At 45.3% G+C, this 18,094-nt stretch carries 13 protein-coding genes; 2 read left to right on the forward strand and 11 right to left on the reverse strand.

The features are described 5' to 3' along the window. Nucleotides 1-2,637: triple tyrosine motif-containing protein (locus VIN08_RS00635; protein WP_331958675.1), on the reverse strand; the 2,637-nt coding region annotated here is incomplete at its 3' end. A 279-nt stretch (nucleotides 2,638-2,916) separates the two neighbouring features. Here VIN08_RS00635 and VIN08_RS00640 point away from each other — a divergent pair. Continuing rightward, complete coding sequence (locus VIN08_RS00640) at nucleotides 2,917-5,688, forward strand: carbohydrate-binding protein (RefSeq protein ID WP_331958678.1); 2,772 nt, start codon at nucleotides 2,917-2,919, stop codon at nucleotides 5,686-5,688. A gap of 44 nt (nucleotides 5,689-5,732) precedes the next feature. Here the strand turns inward: VIN08_RS00640 and VIN08_RS00645 are convergent, their stop codons facing one another. The 8 genes from VIN08_RS00645 to VIN08_RS00680 form a co-directional block, all read right to left on the reverse strand. Continuing rightward, a complete protein-coding gene (locus tag VIN08_RS00645) occupies nucleotides 5,733-6,215 on the reverse strand; it encodes a DUF1987 domain-containing protein (RefSeq protein WP_331958681.1) in 483 nt (160 codons plus the stop codon). After that, nucleotides 6,178-6,765 (reverse strand): SiaB family protein kinase, encoded by a 588-nt coding sequence (locus VIN08_RS00650; RefSeq protein ID WP_331958684.1) that lies wholly within the window; start codon nucleotides 6,763-6,765, stop codon nucleotides 6,178-6,180. The genes VIN08_RS00645 and VIN08_RS00650 overlap by 38 nt, the downstream gene beginning before the upstream one ends. A 30-nt stretch (nucleotides 6,766-6,795) precedes the next feature. After that, on the reverse strand, nucleotides 6,796-9,372 hold the full coding sequence (locus tag VIN08_RS00655; protein WP_331958687.1) for a tetratricopeptide repeat protein: 2,577 nt from the start codon (nucleotides 9,370-9,372) through the stop codon (nucleotides 6,796-6,798). Between the two features lie 6 nt (nucleotides 9,373-9,378). Then, on the reverse strand, nucleotides 9,379-11,481 hold the full coding sequence (locus tag VIN08_RS00660) for a TonB-dependent receptor plug domain-containing protein (RefSeq protein ID WP_331958690.1): 2,103 nt from the start codon (nucleotides 11,479-11,481) through the stop codon (nucleotides 9,379-9,381). Between the two features lies 1 nt (nucleotide 11,482). Beyond that, nucleotides 11,483-12,817, reverse strand: a complete 1,335-nt coding sequence (locus VIN08_RS00665) for a fibronectin type III domain-containing protein (RefSeq protein ID WP_331958693.1) — start codon at nucleotides 12,815-12,817, stop codon at nucleotides 11,483-11,485. A 269-nt stretch (nucleotides 12,818-13,086) separates the two neighbouring features. After that, the gene (locus VIN08_RS00670) at nucleotides 13,087-14,097 is read right to left on the reverse strand and encodes a CBS domain-containing protein (RefSeq protein WP_331958696.1); all 1,011 of its coding nucleotides are present in this window, start codon (nucleotides 14,095-14,097) and stop codon (nucleotides 13,087-13,089) included. Further along, nucleotides 14,097-14,444, reverse strand: a complete 348-nt coding sequence (locus VIN08_RS00675) for a hypothetical protein (protein ID WP_331958699.1) — start codon at nucleotides 14,442-14,444, stop codon at nucleotides 14,097-14,099. The genes VIN08_RS00670 and VIN08_RS00675 overlap by 1 nt, the downstream gene beginning before the upstream one ends. A gap of 287 nt (nucleotides 14,445-14,731) precedes the next feature. Beyond that, nucleotides 14,732-15,118, reverse strand: coding sequence for a helix-turn-helix domain-containing protein (locus VIN08_RS00680; RefSeq protein ID WP_331958702.1), 387 nt, complete (start codon nucleotides 15,116-15,118; stop codon nucleotides 14,732-14,734). A gap of 556 nt (nucleotides 15,119-15,674) precedes the next feature. On the opposite strand from VIN08_RS00680, the gene VIN08_RS00685 reads away from it, so the two are divergent. Continuing rightward, nucleotides 15,675-16,244 carry a YceI family protein gene (locus VIN08_RS00685; RefSeq protein ID WP_331958705.1) on the forward strand — a complete coding sequence of 190 codons (570 nt, stop codon included), beginning with the start codon at nucleotides 15,675-15,677 and terminating at the stop codon, nucleotides 16,242-16,244. Nucleotides 16,245-16,323: 79 nt separating this feature from the next. Here the strand turns inward: VIN08_RS00685 and VIN08_RS00690 are convergent, their stop codons facing one another. Both VIN08_RS00690 and VIN08_RS00695 read right to left on the reverse strand, forming a co-directional pair. Next, nucleotides 16,324-17,658, reverse strand: a complete 1,335-nt coding sequence (locus VIN08_RS00690; protein ID WP_331958708.1) for a HupE/UreJ family protein — start codon at nucleotides 17,656-17,658, stop codon at nucleotides 16,324-16,326. Nucleotides 17,659-17,669: 11 nt separating this feature from the next. Further along, nucleotides 17,670-18,094 (reverse strand): DUF3500 domain-containing protein (locus VIN08_RS00695; RefSeq protein ID WP_331958711.1); only part of this gene is annotated, 425 nt, incomplete at its 5' end.

An 18,094-nucleotide genomic window follows, 5' to 3' on the forward strand; every position in this document is an offset into this window, starting at 1 on the left:
GTCGCGCACCATTTGCCGGGGCGTATCGCTGCGAACAGCATCGCGTAACACCTTCAGGTCTTCGTGCATCTCCGAAAGCAACTCGCGTTTCTTTACCAACAGCATGGTATAGTTGGCGAGTTCTTTACTCTTATGTATAACGTCTTCCTCCAGCAGCTCTTTGTCGCGGATGATCTGTTCTTTCTCCTGTTTCAGTTTTATCTGCTGTATTTCCAGTTCCAGTACCTTGCGCTTCTTCGCCTCTTCGTCACGCGTCTTTTGTTTCTCCAGGTTTATCTTGCGCTTCACCATCCCTACTGTCATTACCAGAATACAGGCGGCCAGCACACTATATATACTATACGCCCATGTAGTCTGATACCAGGCCGGCAAAATTTCAAAGTAATACACAGCTTCTTCCGACACTTCGCCCAGCAGACTTTGCGCCTTTACATGAAAAGCATAACGCCCCGAACGCAGGTAATTAAACTCTTTAAAGGGAGTCTCCTGCCATTCAGACCACTTCTCATCCATCGACTCCAGTTTATAGCTATACTGAATGTTCAGGCGATCAAGAAAGTTGGTTGCAGCAAAATCAAAACGAATTGTTCCTGTATTATTCGAAAGCCGGTAACGCGAAGTTGTGGTGTTATGCAAGGCACCATGCACTTCCTCTTCGCCTTGTATCGCGCTCACATTGGTAATGAGCATATTGCCGGGCGGATTGTTTGATGGATTATAGGTGAGATCAAATGAATATAGTCCGGTAACTGCGCCCATCAATACGTGATTGCGATTTAACGGCACGATACATTCCATGCTGGGATTGAACGAACCCTTCAGGTTGAGGAACAGTCCTTTTACCAATACGGGGTCGGGCGAGTCGGTAATAAAATAACCGGCTTCATCATCGTGGGCAAACCACGTTTTATCATCGTGTTGCAAAAGTTTGCGCACATTTTTACTGGTACCAAACAGGGTGGTAAGAAAAGTATGCGGCTCGAAGCGATTGGTCTTTTCGTTAAACGTAAATATACCCTTGTTGGTCGTGAACACCGTTTCGTTCTTCCAGCGAAATACATTAACGTTAAATGGTGATGGCAATCCATTCTGATCTTTAAAATGTTCCAGGCTCACCGCATGCGTCAGGCTTTCATTTACCTTGATGCGGAACACGCCTTTATATCCATGACATACCCAAAATATACCGGGGTCGGTATTGCTTTGCAGTATATCGCGACTGGATTCGTTAAAGCCTTCTATACGATGGCGCATTTCAAAACCTTTCGCGGCATCGTAATGCAATACGTGTATACCCTCGTAAGTACACACCAGGAAATCATCCGGGTGACCATTTACAGCAATGATCTTCCACACTCCGGTAATGCCGGGCACGTGATGGACTCCGTCTTTGGATAACACAAATATACCGCGGTCGTGACTGCACAGTATACTTCCTTTAAAGAACTGCAGTGACCACGCCTGTCCTTCAAGGCCTGCTATTTTTTTAAAACTTGTGCGCGATATAGTACGACTGCTGTTATCGGGCGATACAAATACTCCCTGGTTGGTTGCCAGATACAACGTATTGCCTACCGGCAGTGCATCGTAGATAGCGGCGTTATCAAACAGCATCGTCATAGGCGATGATATATCGATGCAATCTATACCATTGTTGAGCAGCGCCCAGATGTTTCCTTCCTTGCTTTCAAACAAGTTGAGTACGGTATTATCCTGCAGATTCTGGAATGCTTCGCTGGTAGTAACTTCTTCGCCCGATTCGTGCAGCAGTATAATTTTGGTACTGAGCGTTCCTAAATAATAGGTGCCTTCCGATGATTTGATCGCGCACGTGATCAGGTTGCTCGAGTTCTCCGGTATAAGTCGCTTGCGGAATGTTACCTGTCGTTTTTTCGGATCGATTGAAAAGGCATTTCCTCTTTTCGTAATGAGCAGTAAACCTTCATTATGAAATCCCGGTAACAGTGCCACGATCTCTTCCGCATGTACATCTTGCTGGTGAACGATATTAGTAAACTCGAGCGAGTGAAGATCAAGCAAACGTATACCATCGTTGTCGAGTACATATAGCTGATCGTTTATTACGGTAGAATATTTAAACGACTGTGTTGTGGGTAGTGTAATCGCTTTGTTATTGGCTATTGCTATCAGCATGCGCATACTGCGAAACACCATATAGCCTTGTGCTTCATGTATCTGCCAGATATTTTCGAGATTACGATCTTCCGGGCGCAGTAATTCCAGTAATGACTGATAATAATATTTACCATACGGATCGCGCCTGATGGTACCTAGTTCGTTGAATCCTCCCGCATAGATCACACCTTTCTGATCCATGCGCAGGCTGCGCACCGAAGAGTTGTTGGGCAACGTAACTTTCTGCCAGCGCTCGCCATCATAGATGAGCACACCATCATTATTACCAAAGTATAAAATTCCCTGGCGATCCTGGCACATCGTCCAGAACTGCGGGTCTGCATTAAACTCCTTTTTAGTATAGTGGATAATGCGCGGCATGCCCCGCAGCGTTGGCGTTTGCGGAACAGCCGGCTGAGTGAATTGCGCCTGCACCAGAAGCGGTACACAGCACACCAGGCCAACGGCCAGGCTGTACGCCCGCTGCGCCAGTCCCGACATTTGTATTATTCTCCGTATGACCACACTACATATATACAATGTGTACGACAAGCTTAAAAACAAAGCGTTCATTTCTCCCCGTTGCCATTTCATGCCTACGCTTCTGCCAAGTACCTGATATTCAGAGAAAGTCCGGGCCTTGAAGTATAAAAGACGTAGCCCGAAAAAAGCCCTGATGTATTTTAGATGTATCCCCATTGAAAATTTAGCACATCATAACCAATATACTTGAATTTCGAAAACGATTGCTACACTTACTAATCAAACCCAACGCCTGCTATGAAGGATTTTTTACATTGCCGCCCGCGGATCACCCTGATAATCACCCTGCTCTGCATAGTCTTTTTGACCAGAAGCCTGCCCGCACAATATCTCCACGCCAGTGGAAAAAAAATTGTGGATAAGGATGGCAAAGAGGTAATTCTGCGAAGCATGGGTCTCGGTGGCTGGATGCTGCAGGAGGGCTACATGCTCGAAACCAACAGCTTTGCCAACACGCAATCGCAGATAAAAGCCAAGATCAAAGACCTGGTAGGCGATGCCAACACCACCGCCTTTTATGATGCATGGCTCGCCAATCATTGCACCGAACGCGATGTTGATTCACTCGCAGCCTGGGGATTTAACGCCATACGCCTCCCGATGCACTATAATCTTTTTACCCTGCCGATACAGGATGAACCGGTTGCCGGACAAAACACCTGGCTCGACAAAGGTTTTACTATGACGGATAACCTGTTGAAGTGGTGCGCAAAAAACAAAATATACCTGATACTCGATCTGCATGCTGCTCCCGGTGGACAAGGACATGATGCTGCTATATCTGACTACGATGCTACCAAGCCTTCGCTTTGGGAAAGTGATGCGAACAAACAAAAGACGATCGCTTTGTGGAAAAAACTCGCCACTCGTTATGCGAATGAACCGTGGATTGGCGGATACGATCTTATCAACGAACCGAACTGGAATTTTACTGCAGGTGCCAATCAGAATGGTTGTGATGAAAAAACAAACGCTCCGCTTCGTGCGCTATATATAGCGATCACTTCCGCTATACGCGAAGTAGATAAGAATCACATCATCTTTATTGAAGGAAATTGCTGGGCTAACAATTACAATGGCCTCATGCCTGCATGGGATAACAACATGTCGGCAAGCTTTCATAAATACTGGAATAACAACGACCAGAGTTCTGTGCAGTTTATTACCGGTATACGCGATCAGTATAGTGTACCGGTATGGCTGGGCGAATCGGGCGAGAACTCCAATACATGGTTTACCAATGCTATCAGTCTGATGGAAGCCAACAGCATTGGCTGGGCGTGGTGGCCGATGAAGAAAGTAAACTCCATTGTAAATCCGCTTACAGTAAAGAAGAACGATGGCTATAACACATTGCTCGATTACTGGAAGAACGGTGGAACCAAACCAACAGTAGATTTCGCCAACACCGCATTAACACAACTGGCAGAGAATCTCAAGATCGGTAACAATATATACCGCAAGGATGTGATCGATGCGATGTTCCGCCAGGTTAACAGTACAGCTACACGCCCGTTTGCTCCCAACCATATACCCGGAGTTATAGCGGCTACCGATTTTGATCTGGGTCGCAACGGCTTTGCCTACTCGGATACTGACACTGCCAACTACCAGGTGAGCACCGGATCATTTTCTCCGTGGAACAGCGGCTATGCTTATCGTAACGATGGTGTGGATATAGAAGCTACCAGCGATACCGATGCTGCTTCCAATGGCTATAATGTAGGCTGGACTGCCGATGGTGAATGGCTGCAATATACTTTGCAGGCCGACTCGAGTGCGGTATATGATATAGCGATTCGCTATGGTGCATTAACCGGTACCAGCAAAGTAAAGATTGTAATCGATGGTGCTACGGCTGCATCAGTAACACTGCCTGCAACGGGCGGTATACAGGTTTGGAAGAACCAGGTGCTGCCGGGAATTATACTCTATAAAGGAACACACAAGCTAAGATTCATCTTCGAAAAAGGTGGTGCCAATGTTGGCTTCCTGAAATTTACCCTTAGCAAAAAAATAAGTGAAGTTCCTTTCACAGCGCTTTCTGCAGAAACAGCTCCCAACGCACAGGGACTATACCTGATGCTGAATAAATATACCAACGCTGCTACGATAGCCTCTGCCGGGTTTACGTGTTCGGTAAATGGTGCTGATCGCGCTATTACCAATATACAGATAGACCCGAATAACGCGAGCCGTATACTGTTAACGTTAAGCGATGTTGTTTCGGATAACAATACCATTACACTCAGCTATCAGAATGGAAGTATAAAAGCAACGGATGCTACAGCGCTTCAGAATTTTACCAGCCTGGCTGTAACCAACTCATTGCCGTTTCACTTTGATATACCTGCGAAAATAGAAGCAGAAGCTTTCACTGTAAATTATGGCTTGCAGGCAGAAACTACTACTGATACCGGTGGTGGCCAGGATATGGGGCATTCGAATGTAGGCGATTACCTGGAGTTCCTTATACGTGTTCCGGTAGATGGTGAGTATCCGCTGGAAGCACGCATCGCCTGTGCAGCACAGGCTGGCCGACTGGAGTTTCAGCAATTCAATACAACGGGTACGCTACTGAACAGTATCGTAATAGATATACCGGTTACGGGTGGATGGCAAATATGGAAAACCGCTGTGGGTAAACTGAAGCTTACCAAAGGTGAAGGAAAATTACGCGTGAGAATTATACAACCGGAATTTAACATTAACTGGATTCGCTTCCTCGGCACAGATGTTATCAACGGTGTTGAAAAGAAAAAACGCGGGTCGCTGCTGATATACCCGAACCCGACAGACAAACGCCTGAACATTGAATGGCCTGACAACGCTTATAGTGCTAACCATACACTGGCTGTGCGCACGGCAGGAGGCTCGCTGGTAAAACACTACGAGTCAAATACACAAACTATACCTTCTATAGCCGTAGATGATCTGCCTTCAGGACTATATATCATCGAACTTGCTTCCGAAAAAGAATACTGGAGCAACAAGTTTATTGTTAAGTAAAAGGATTTGTCAACGATCATGCACGCTCCTGCATGATCGTTGTTTTATTTTGTCGCTACATCATCCGGATCATACTCGATCATGTTGATCGCCAGCCCGCACTCTTCCTGAAAATCTTCGCCCTCCATTAATATCTCATCATCGTCCGGGTCCGGATAATACCAGTTTACTACTACCTGCGTGCCGCTCTCCTGCAGGTTCTTTAACACGCGAAGCATTTCCAGTATAGCACGCGAAGAGCTCGTGTTAAAGTAATTCAGTCGCAAGTCGAGGTGAATGTTGCTTCCGCCCCCACGGGTATATCCCATAAACCACTCGGCTACCTTCTTATAAAATTCGTAAGGCTCTTCCAGGTATGATTCTCCGGAAATACTGCAACGGCCCGATGCCGCTTCTAATTTTACAGAAGGTGTAAAGTATATATCCCTCGACCCTTCCAATATTAAATCTTCCATAGTCTCTATAGTATCTATCTGACCAGTGTAAAAATTATTGCTCACCTTCTCCATCTGATGTGGCATCTTCATGTCTGTAAATCTGTACCGATATCGTAAAGAACGAATGCTTGTCGTCTATACGTCTGGCATCAATCTGCAATGGGAAATCCGACTTCAGTGCTACCTGTATCAGTCCTATATTTCCTCCTTTATGATCGGGTGCAATTTCTGCGCTCCTGTATTTGCGTTTCAGTGCGCGAAGGTTCTCACGATCGAGCTGGTTGATTTCGGTACATTTCTGTATGATCTGTTCCAGCACTTCGTTTCGCACCATGTTACCCGATACCAGCATATAGGTTTCAGGATTCTCGTATACCACCAGTGTTCCCACCCCCCACTTCACTTCCTGCTCCATCAGATTCTTCTCAGAAGAATACAGCGAAACATTTTGCGCAAGCTCCATGAAAACAGCGAAGAGGCGCTTGCCTACTTTGGGCGATTCGAATACCTTCTTGCGGATCTTGTTTCCGATCTCGGCAAGGATCACATCATCAAATGGCCCTTTATAATAAATAATTATGTCCTGTTCATTCATGGTGCTATACAGATCCATTAATCTTGCATTCTTCTTGTCTTCCATGTATATATGCCTGCTTACTATACTATACGTTTAAAGTTTCACCGCTATCACGGTAATATCATCGCGTTGTTCGGCATGCTGCCGGTGTGCTGCCAGCGCTTCTTCAAACAACTGCCGCTGTTTGGGCATACTCTCATGGTATACGGTGGTAATTAAATTCCGGAAACGCTTTTTATTATAGCGCACGCGCTCCGGGTCGTTCTGATCGGTAAACCCATCAGTTGTCATATATAGTATATCTCCTTTTGTGAGTATTACTTCATGATTGGAAAAATCGCGTTGTGCGCCAGTGTTGGCTCCACCTATCGATTTACGATCGCCTTCTACTTCTTCCAGCACACCGCCACGCATAATATATAGTGTTTGCTTGGCACCCGAGAATACAACCTTCACCGCAGTATTATCAACACGTTCCATAGAACATATACCGAGGTCCATACCATCGTGGTTCTGACTTTCTTCCTGGCTCAGTTTGCTGCGTATACTCGCATGCAGGTTGTTAAGGATTGCTGCCGGACTAGTATAGTTTCGCTGGTTTACCAGTTCGCTCAAAGAATTACTTCCTACTACGGACATCAACGCTCCGGGCACACCATGCCCCGTACAATCCACTACAGAAAGAATCTTTATACCTTGTCGCTCCGTTGCCCAGTAAAAATCGCCTGATACTATATCTTTTGGCAGATAGGTAATAAAGTGCTCCGGAAATAATTTGCTCATCATGCTATCGGGTGGCAGTATAGATTGCTGTATGCGTTGCGCATATAGTATACTGGAGGTGATCTTTTTATTTTGTACTTCGAGCTGATCTTTCTGTTCACTCAGCACCTGCTGTGCAGCATTCAACTCCGTCATGTTCTGTTGCAACGCTACGTTCTTCTCCTGTATCTCCTGCTGCTGGCGATGCAACTGCCGGTTGGCTTTCCGTTTTTGCAGCAGGCTGATCACGATAATGGTAAGCACCAGTGCGAAGAGAGCCACGATCCAGTATCCTTTGGTGAGCTGCTCATCTTTCAGTTTCTTATCGGCTTCGAGTAACTGAATCGTTTTTTTCTGTTGCTCATCCTCCAGCGATTTACGTTTCAGCTTTTGTTCCTGCAGTTCCTTTTCTTTAGCAAGCATGCTCAACTCACGATCGCGCTTCTCGGCTTCCAGCTGTTGTTGCGCCAAGGCGAGTGCCTGCTCCGTACGCTCTTTTTCAAGCTGCTGATTTTTAAATTCAATCGCCTTTAATTCCTGATCGCGCTTAATGATCGCGAGCTCTTTCGCTTTCAGTGCAATCTCATTTTGCTGCAGCTTCAGTTCACTCTCTCTGCGTTCGGCTTCGAGTACTTCGCGCTCCTGTTCTGCCAGCAGCGTGCGTATATCTTCTTCTGCTTGTTCTATCAGCAATTGCTTTTGCAGCAGTTGTTGTTTACGCTGCTTCTCTGCTTTGGCCAGTTTGTCTTTTAATGCTCTGTGCTTTTCCAGGTATTGCTGCGCACGTGATGGATTATCCTCCTTCTCATATAGCAGGCTTAGAATTTTATAACTGGTTTCCAATACTTCCTCGGCACGGTTGGCTTCGGCCACCCGTATAGCATCGTTCACTGTTTTCAGCGCGCGCGTTGTATTGCCGCTTACATAGTATGTAGAGGCCAGGTAATTATCCACACTGGCCATTTCAACTTCGTTCTTTTGCTTCTCGCGAATTTTGCGTGCCGTAGTATACTGATCGCGGGCACGGGTATATTGTTTCAGATTGGTATAAGCAACGCCTACATTTTGATAGAGTATAGCTTTATCATTGTCCGAAAGATCTTTTGTTTGGCGGTTCATCAGCTCCGTTACCTTGTTGAAATACTCTACTGCTGCTTTCAGATCATCGGTACGTTTACAGATAAACCCGAGGTTATTATAGGCGGATGAAAGACCGGCTACATCGTTACTAGCAGTATATAGCGTTACCAGTTCTGCGTTATACTTCTGCGCCAGCCGGTATTGATGCGTTCTTTCTGATAAAGACGACAGCGCTTTATAGGATTCGATTACTTTCTGTTTCTGGGAGGTTTGCCGGTATATATCCAGCAACTGGGTTTGGTAGTGTATGGCCTGCGTGTAGTCTTCCAGTTGTATGCTGGCAAATACCATATTATCCAGCAACGCTATATTTTCAGACGCATCGCTTTTGGCAGCTTCTGCTCTTTTATAGGCCAGTTCAAAATAGCGCACAGCCTGTGTATAGGCGTCCTGCTCGAGGTATAACGAACCTACAGCCGAATATAGCCTGATCAACTGCCGGTTGTCCTTTAGAATGTCAAAAGCCTTTACAGCTGAGAAGTAATGACGCAACGCATCGCTATATTCTTTCTTCTGCGCATATGCTTCGGCCAGTAATCTGTTACCCACAGCTTCTCCGCGGAGAAACGAGTTTTTACGGGCCAGTACAATACCTTCCTTTGCCAGCGGTATAGCATTATCTGGTTGATGTTGTCTTACCCATTCTGCCGCGCGTGTAATCATCTGGTTGGCGGGCACAGTATCCCGGGGCGTTTGCGCATGCAGTATATGCACCTGCAACAGAAGGCAGACCAGGATCAGAACGCTATATGTATAGATTGTTTTCACAGCAGATTAAAAATTCAGGTTAACACCCACCAGGTATAGCGCAGGCACGCGATCGGAATAGATATACTCTTTGCTGGATGCGTTGGCAAAATTTCGGGCGTTGATAAATACTGCATTCTCCTGCCAGAATTTATAACTCACCTTTATATCGGGTACAACTTTTGAAACAACGGCTTCTGCACCACGATCGGTCTTCATGGTATATTTTCCATACAGATATACGCTGGCACCAATGGTCAGCTTATCTACCAGCGTGCGGAACGTGGCGGTCATGCCACCGGTAAATGCCGGAGTATAGTTCGTTTTTACAGCGGCAGTATCCTTACTGAAAGTTGTTTTCTGCCATGTAGCAAAAGCACGCATTCTTAACTTGGAAGAAAAGTCGGCCGATATAGTAGTGGTAACGCCACTGCGTTTAAGATCTGTATCGGTATTGATATACTCCCGGGTAGGCATGCCGGTGGAGTCGGTAAATGATTTTTCAGTGCGCAGCCCGGTATATATTGTGTTGAAGTAATTAACGCCTACCGATATTTTATCTGTTGCCTTGGCACGCGCGCCTGCAGTAAGGTTATGTACCTGTGTGCCGGTGAGTAAGGGATTAACCATGCGAGCCCAGGTAGTGCCATCCGGATTTATTCGCGTGCCGGCATCAAACAATTCACTTGCAGTGTTGCCTTGTGTGCCGGTAGCATATACTACATGAAAAAGAATTTTATCGATTGGACTATATGCTACCGCACCCTGGTAGTTTATAACACTTTTACCATGAGTATCCCAATAGTCTCTGCGCACACCACCATCGATCGTAAGTTTATCATCAAAGAAAGTTGCTGCTGCTTTTAAAAATATACCATAGTTGTAAAAGCTTTTATTACCGTTGATTACATCCGGGTAACGACTGTCGCTGGATTGATAGGGAGTATCATCCAATGCATTTCGCTGATAACTGACACCCGGCATAATATGAAAATTCTTTCGGCCGAAATCGTAGAACACCCGCGCGTTTATTCGCTGCACATCGGCTTTATATCCGGGATAGCCCGCGGCCATATTCTGCGTACCAAACTGGTAAGATAACTGTGTATGTATATTATAGATAACACCGTTTACGTTTACGAGGTTGAGCGAAGATATTCTGCGCGTCAATGCCAATTCTTCAAAGCCTCCATATATAGTCTGCGCCTGCGAGTGCTGCGTAGAGAGCGAGGCATCGAGTGTGATCTTTTCCTGAGGTGTATATCGCATGAAGGAAGTGATCGCATAATCCTGTCGTGCCAGCGTGCCATATTGGTTGGTACGCTCTACGCTGGATTGATAGAACAACAAGGAATCGGCTGGTATATATCGGCCTGCACTATATACATAGTCAGTATCCTGAAATCTGCGTGCGCTGTTGAATGAACCTGACAACCGCATCGAAAATTTATCGCGCACACCCAGCCCTACCGATGCATGGCTGATGGAAGTTTGTGCACCACTGGGTGTAAAGCTGCGTTGCGAAGTTCCCTGAATATTGAGCTTGGTGCCTTCCGGGATTTTGGTAATAATGTTGATCACACCAGCTGCTGCATCGCGCCCCAAGAAAACGGTGGCGGGATTCTGCAATACTTCTATACGATCTACATCCTGTATACTTACGGGTAGTGCTTCCCACAGCACACCGCCATCAAACATATTGTTAACCGGAGTGTTGTTGATCATCACCAGTACCATCTTGCTGCGTGCATCGCTCAGGGTCTCTCCTGCCGGCAACGCTTCGCGCCCTTGTATATATACTTCATAAAGACCGTTAGTTGTTTGCTGCACAAAGAGGCCAGGCACCAGGCGCAAGGCTTCCGGTATAGTCAGCGCTCCGCTGTTCTCAATCTCTTCGCGGGTAAGTACAGAAGCTGCATACGGTGTGCGGGTAACATCTTCGTCATAGCCCGATGCTGATCGCAGTTTTACAGCAGCATTTCCTTCAAACTTCAGGTTTAGTATATCCTGGTCAACCGTAAACTTATAGAGGTCGCTGGTGTGGTCTGCCTCCTGTGCAAAAGCTGTCACTGAGAGCATCAGCAAGCCCGCTATCCGTAATGATCGTAAAGTGGTAAGGTATCTGGCCATATCAAAAATCACATCCGGCAAATTCATAGGTCAGCTTATAGAATCCTTTGCGTGCGAGCGCTACATCACGATCGTTGATATCGTAGATAAACACCTCTTCTTCACTTCCAAAATCAGAGAACGTTCCCTGCGCATATATCGGGTTGTTGAGCCCGAGGTATGGACGAAAATTGTAACCGGAAAAATCGTCCATCACATACGAACGCAACGGTTGGGGTATCAGCATTTTTGGATTGAACTTTTCATCGTAGCGAAACTGCCCTGTCTGGTTGCCATTCGCATCCAGTATCTTCAGCACATTGCCGTATATATCCACCTGGTAATCCTGGTAGGCACTGATGTTTACACGATCCACATCACTGTATTGTCGCATACCAATGATCTGTTGCAGATTGTTATAGAGGTAATCAATCACAGCATCGGACTGGCCATCGTCATTATTATCTATATAGATGGATTGCACCAGATTATTGCTGTCAATAACAAGACTATCGCGCTCCGTTAAATTTCCATCGCCATCCAATACATCTACACGCGTTGCTACATTGGCATTGTTATAGGATATCTGGCATATACTGTACACATCGTTGGTAATGGTGATCAGGTTTCCGGCATCATCGTACGTAAGGGAGACCGTTTCCTGGAAACCTGTAACAATCGTTGCGAGCTTGCAGCTTGCCGATATGCATGGCTTTACTTCAATGGTGTTGGAATAGTTGGATGTTTTTTCCAGTCTTCTTGCCGTAACGCGATAGTAATAGGTTTGCCTATAGTCAAGCCCGGTAACGATCAATGAGTCGGTTACAACTTCAACGCCTTCGTAGCCGCTTACCAGACTTGTAAACGTTGGCTCAGTTGATACGTTTACGATATAGCTCGCAGCTTCATCTACCAATTGCCAGTGCGCAGTAAATTGAAATACTTTTATACCCGTGGCAGCTGTCGCTACAGGTGCGTCCAGGGCAGCCGTAGTAACAGTGATTACATTTGAATTACCGGAGATGGTGTTACCCTTTTGTGCGCGTACGCGATAATAATATTGTTTTTCTACAGCGAGACCGGTGATGTGCAAATGCGTATCGCTCACCTCACGCGATTGATATCCATCCACATAACTGAGAAACTGCGGATCGGTAGATATATCCACGAGGTAGGTTGAACTTCCGAGCACCGGGTTCCACGAAGCTATAAAACTGGTAGACATAACCTCTGTAGCTTCCAGTGCATGCGGCACCGGCTGAATAAAATCTGTTTCCGGAACGCTGCATCCGCACAGCAACCACTGCATCAGGAGCATCAGACTACTACAGACTGAGAAAGTATATATTCTACTCATACGTATTTACGGGCCAATTACAATACCGAAGTATTCAGCATGTTCTGATGACGAGGTCGTGGATATACCTGAAGAAGCGTATATCTTATGAGTCTATCAGCGAATGAAAAATGCCGGGGCAAAGGTAAGATCAACCGGGCATAGCTCCCCTAAAAAGAATACACAGACAAGTCTACGTAAGATTACAGAGATCGAACTCCGTAGCTAAGATATAGCGGTGAAGAAATATATAGTTTGTAGAAGAATGGGGTATAAAAATATATATCAGATCACATGGAATTTGCCTTGATCACCGTTTCGCGGATCACGTCATCGAGCTTATGTGCCGTTTGCTCCAGCATGCCAATGATCTTCTGATTGTCTTCCGTCATCGATGACTTATCCAGTATATTGATAAGCCCGAGTATAGTAGCCACGGGCTGACGAGTCTGGTGCGATTGTATCCACGATATTTGCTGCAGTATCTGCGCCTGCATATCGATTTGCAGCTCGTATAATTTCCTATCGGTAATATCTACTACACGAAGCGCTACTCCAATCGCCTTGCCTTCATCATATACCGGTGTATATTCCGAACGTATCCAATTGGAAAGCTGCATGTTGGGATATACTATTTCGCGCTCGGTGGTAACAGGTTCTCCTGAACGCAAGGCTTTTTCAAAATTTACCTGGAACGAAGTGAACACATCATCATCGCTATCCATTTTATAGTTCAGGATGCTATCGCCCAGTTGCAATTCACGCCCGTACATGAAGCGACTTACTTCGAGTGCTTTCTTGTTGAAGAATATAATACGATAATCCGGGGCTATCAAAAAAATAGATGACTGCGTACTATCGAACATAGCCTGCAATACCTGTCGCGAGAGTTCCAGTTTCTCATGAATGATCTTGATCTCGCGGGTGCGCTCATCTACTTCAGCTTCCAGCTCACGTCTTTTACTGCGAACAAATTCCAGCAGATCGTTTTTGAACACCAATCCCTCGAAGCGATCGTCATCAAACACGGGCAATACTTCCGATTGTTCCTGCTGCAGGGTCTGCAACGCTTCGTCTACAGTTACATATACCGACAATGCAGGTTTAACAGTAAGGCAATCAATAACAAGGTTATAGGGGCGCTGAACAACATCCAGCGGCGTAAGTATACCGAGGTGATTGTGTTCTTCATCTTCCACTACGAGCGCAGCATGTTCCAGCAGATCATCTTTGATTGCTTTTATACCCTGGTATGGCTGAATGGTTTGGAAATTACGCCTGACAAAAAATGAAATGTTCATCAGAGCTCCTGTTCGATATTGGTATAAGATATAGTTACCCTGAAATCTACTTTTATCAGTTCGCTATCGGACACAAATGGGAACACCTTGTCTTCCAGAATCATAACGATTCGCTCAGCAGGCATCTTGGCTAAGATCCGCTTGTTGACAAATACAGCTTCTACATTTTCATGATTGACTTCTACGAGTTCGAAGCCATTTGGAATCAACAGCTCAAATGATTTCAGTATACCAATTTTACCGTGCTGCGAATTTTTTCCCAGGACCAGAATATCCCGGAACGGTGGCAGCTTGATCTCTTCAAACGACAGGTTGATAGAGTACTTAAGACCGTTACTCTTACTCATTAGATTAAAGGGCGTATAGAACAGGGGTAAATATACGGTTATATACTAATAATCGGATACCGTTTATCTGTTTCCATACCACACAGTGTTGAACGGTATACATGCACACGTTAACTGTATGTAAAAAAATATACTTTATATTATCGGTCGTGTTTCCGTGTTATGATCCGCACATACCTGCTTGATAGAGGGTTAAACATATATCAACCAGACAGGTCTTGCCAGGCAGAGTATAGCAGGACCGTGATGTTGTATGAAGAATTTGTATGAAGGAATATACTTCGCGATTATACAAGTTGCTTGCGGGCAGCAAATTTCTTTCTCGCTTTGGTGATGGAATCATAGTTCTTTACCGCCCATTGTACCAGACCTTCCACATGGGGCAGCAGGCTCTTGCCCAGATCGGTGAGATCGTACTCCACGCGTGGTGGTATTTCAGGGTAATGTTTACGCACTACCATACCATCGGCCTCAAGTGTACGCAAGGTAACCGTAAGCATCTTTTGAGAAATGTCTCCGATCGTTTGTGCCAGCTCATTAAAACGCATGGCATCTTTATTTTCACCGAGCACGAGAATTACCAGGATAGACCACTTGTCGCCAAAGCGATCGAGCACATTACGGATGGGGCAATGAGACAAGGCAGAAAAATCTTCAGGCTTTTTTCGCATCATAACACGCTGAATTTCAATTATAGTTACTTCCAGGTAAGTTACTAAGGAAAAGGTGCCTTCTTGTACATCCAGTCAGTATCCATTTACCTTTGAGTTACCAAAAGTAACTAAATACCCCATGGATTGCAACTTTCGAAAAAATCGACTAACTGTTGTTAATACAACAATCGGGTGCTGATTACAGCCAACCAACCATCATAAACTATATATTTTTAATGAACGGGGAACTGACAGTATAGGTATAGCGTTACTGGCTAACTGATACAAAGAGCAGATGCTATAACCCATATACGGTATATATCTCGCTATAACAAAATATTATGTATACAAAACAGAGTCACTATAATACTGGCAAAGAAATTGTATAGAACAGCAACACCAGACATTGAACTGTAAACTTTGAACACTAAACCCACTGAACATTAACCCGTAGAAACCGCATATATCCGGTACACTATATATTTGGAAAGCCAACCCGGATCAGCGAATATTGTATGACATCTCGTATGTATTTATAAACTATAAAGTAAAACTGTTAAACAAAAATCAATTATCCATGAAAAAACTAACACTAACCACGCTCGCTTTCGTATTCGCAGTGTCAGCATTTGCTCAGACCTGGTCACTCGATCAGGCGCACTCTAAACTGGGCTTTAGCGTAACTCACTTGATGATCTCTAATGTAGATGGTGCATTCAAGTCTTTCAACGCGAAAATCACTTCTTCTAAAGAAGATTTCTCTGATGCTGTTATCGAACTGACCGCTGATGTCAACACGATTGATACTGACAACGATCAACGTGATGGTCACCTGAAAGGTGCTGACTTTTTCGATGCTGCTCAATTCGGTACACTTTCTTTCAAGAGCACATCTTTCAAAAAGAAAGCTAAGAACACGTATACTTTGGTTGGTAACCTTACCCTGCACGGTGTAACAAAACCTGTTACCCTCGAAGTTACTTTCAACGGTACAGCTGTTCATCCTTATACTAAGAAGACCATCGCTGGTTTCAAAGTAACCGGTACACTGAAACGCTCTGATTTCGGTGTAGGTGCTTCTACTCCTGGTGCTGTAGTAAGCGATGAAGTTACCATCACTGCTAACACTGAATTTGCGAAAGACTAATTTATTACTTTCGCAACCATAGAAAAATAGCTACGCCAATCACGTAGCTATTTTTTTTTTACAATGCTCTCCCTATAAATTACACAATACGACTGCTTCGCCTTCTCTCCCACCAATAGGTAAACAAAGCTACACACGCCAATACGAGTACGATCCACGGAGCAAACTGTGCTATCGTTTCAATTACTTGCGTTACAGGATTAGTCACCATCAGTATACGCTCTGCCATCCACGCCAGGGCGGCTATAGCCGCAAACGTTGCGCCTGCTATACGGAAGCCGCTATATAGTTTGGTCTGACTCAACAATATCAGCCATGGTATAGTAAGCAACACCATTGTCAATTGCATGAGTTCTATGCCTATATTAAAGCTTAATATACTCAATGCCATGTAACCCGGTGCAAGGTTGAAGCTGGTTAACGTTCCTGCAAAAGCAAGACCATGCACCAATCCAAACCCTCCGGCAACATATACCTCTCGTCCGAAAAATATCGGCCTCCATGCATGTACGGCAGATATACCGATAGAAAATGCAATGAGCACTTCTATAGGTTGTGATGGCAACTGCAACCACCCGATAACACCCGCCAATAAAGTAAGCGAATGTCCGATAGTAAATGCGGTGATGATAGACAGTAAATGTGAAAGACTATATTTTATACCTCCGAAATGGCCCCATCGCTTTCCCTGCGCCAACAGTGTAGCCGGTAACAACAGCGTAAGCAGAAACAACAAATGATCGGTACCTTCGGCTATATGCTTTATACCCAGCGCGATCATATTCCTGCAACCGTACCACCAGCTTCCACCGCTTTGATTGATTTTTAGCGGAAGTATAATTCCGCTATACGTATCCATGCGAATGGCACCGAGCTCTACCGGGTGATCGGCATCTATACCGGTCTCCCAATCATTTCGTACCGATACTATAGCAAAGTGTGTTACCACCTGGTGCATGATCACATCGTAACGCAAGGTAAATATACGGCTGCTGCTACCCACAGGTGGTTGCAGCCACAAGCGTACAATGAGTTCCTGTATTGGTCCGCTATAGCTTTGTTCGGCAGGTGCTACGTAAATATCGCGTATCGTTACAGTCCACGGCAGGTGATCATCACTCTCCGGCCGGATGTGCGCCAGCAGGTAGGATTGGAGTTGTGAACCCCAACGAGCAACCAGTGTTTCTGAATGAGTGCGAAGATCTTTTCCGAAAGCAAGTTCCAGTTCACTCAGGGGTAACTGAAGCTCTGCTTCCACACCATCGGGCTGTACATCCAGCAACATAATGGTGTTGGGTGACTGATGTGCATATATACTTTGACAGAAAAGATTTGTACCTGCCATCAGCAGCAGGAAGAACAGTCGCTGCATGCAGCAACTGTTTGTAATGATCACCTGTATTCGCGCGGCCATCGTTGATAAAATTATAGTCCTATATAATCGCGGCTGTGATCGCGGAACACACTGTGATAGTGTATCTCCGATGGATATACCACACCGGTCTGGCAGATAAACTCGATCCAAACACTTGGTCCGTCAATACGCACATAGTCGGTATTGGTCGTAAAGAACGTGCTGGCATTGCCCGATGTACCACTGCTGTTGCTTGCATACGTTACGTATGTATCAGCCAGCTCATTGCTATATATAGAAGTAAATTTTGCGGTAGCATCAGCATCCATATCATTTAACCATGGAGCCATAGCCGCTAACACTTTTGCCTGTGCTGTTGCACTGAGGGTGCTCACTTTTATACCCTGCTTGGTTGCCGGCATGGTATTGGTTGTGCTGCCGGGCACCATCAATACATCTGAAAACGTAGACGATATCTTTGCACTGGCAAGTTCTG

It is taken from the genome of Ohtaekwangia sp. (assembly GCF_036568665.1).
GTDB lineage: Bacteria > Bacteroidota > Bacteroidia > Cytophagales > Cyclobacteriaceae > Ohtaekwangia.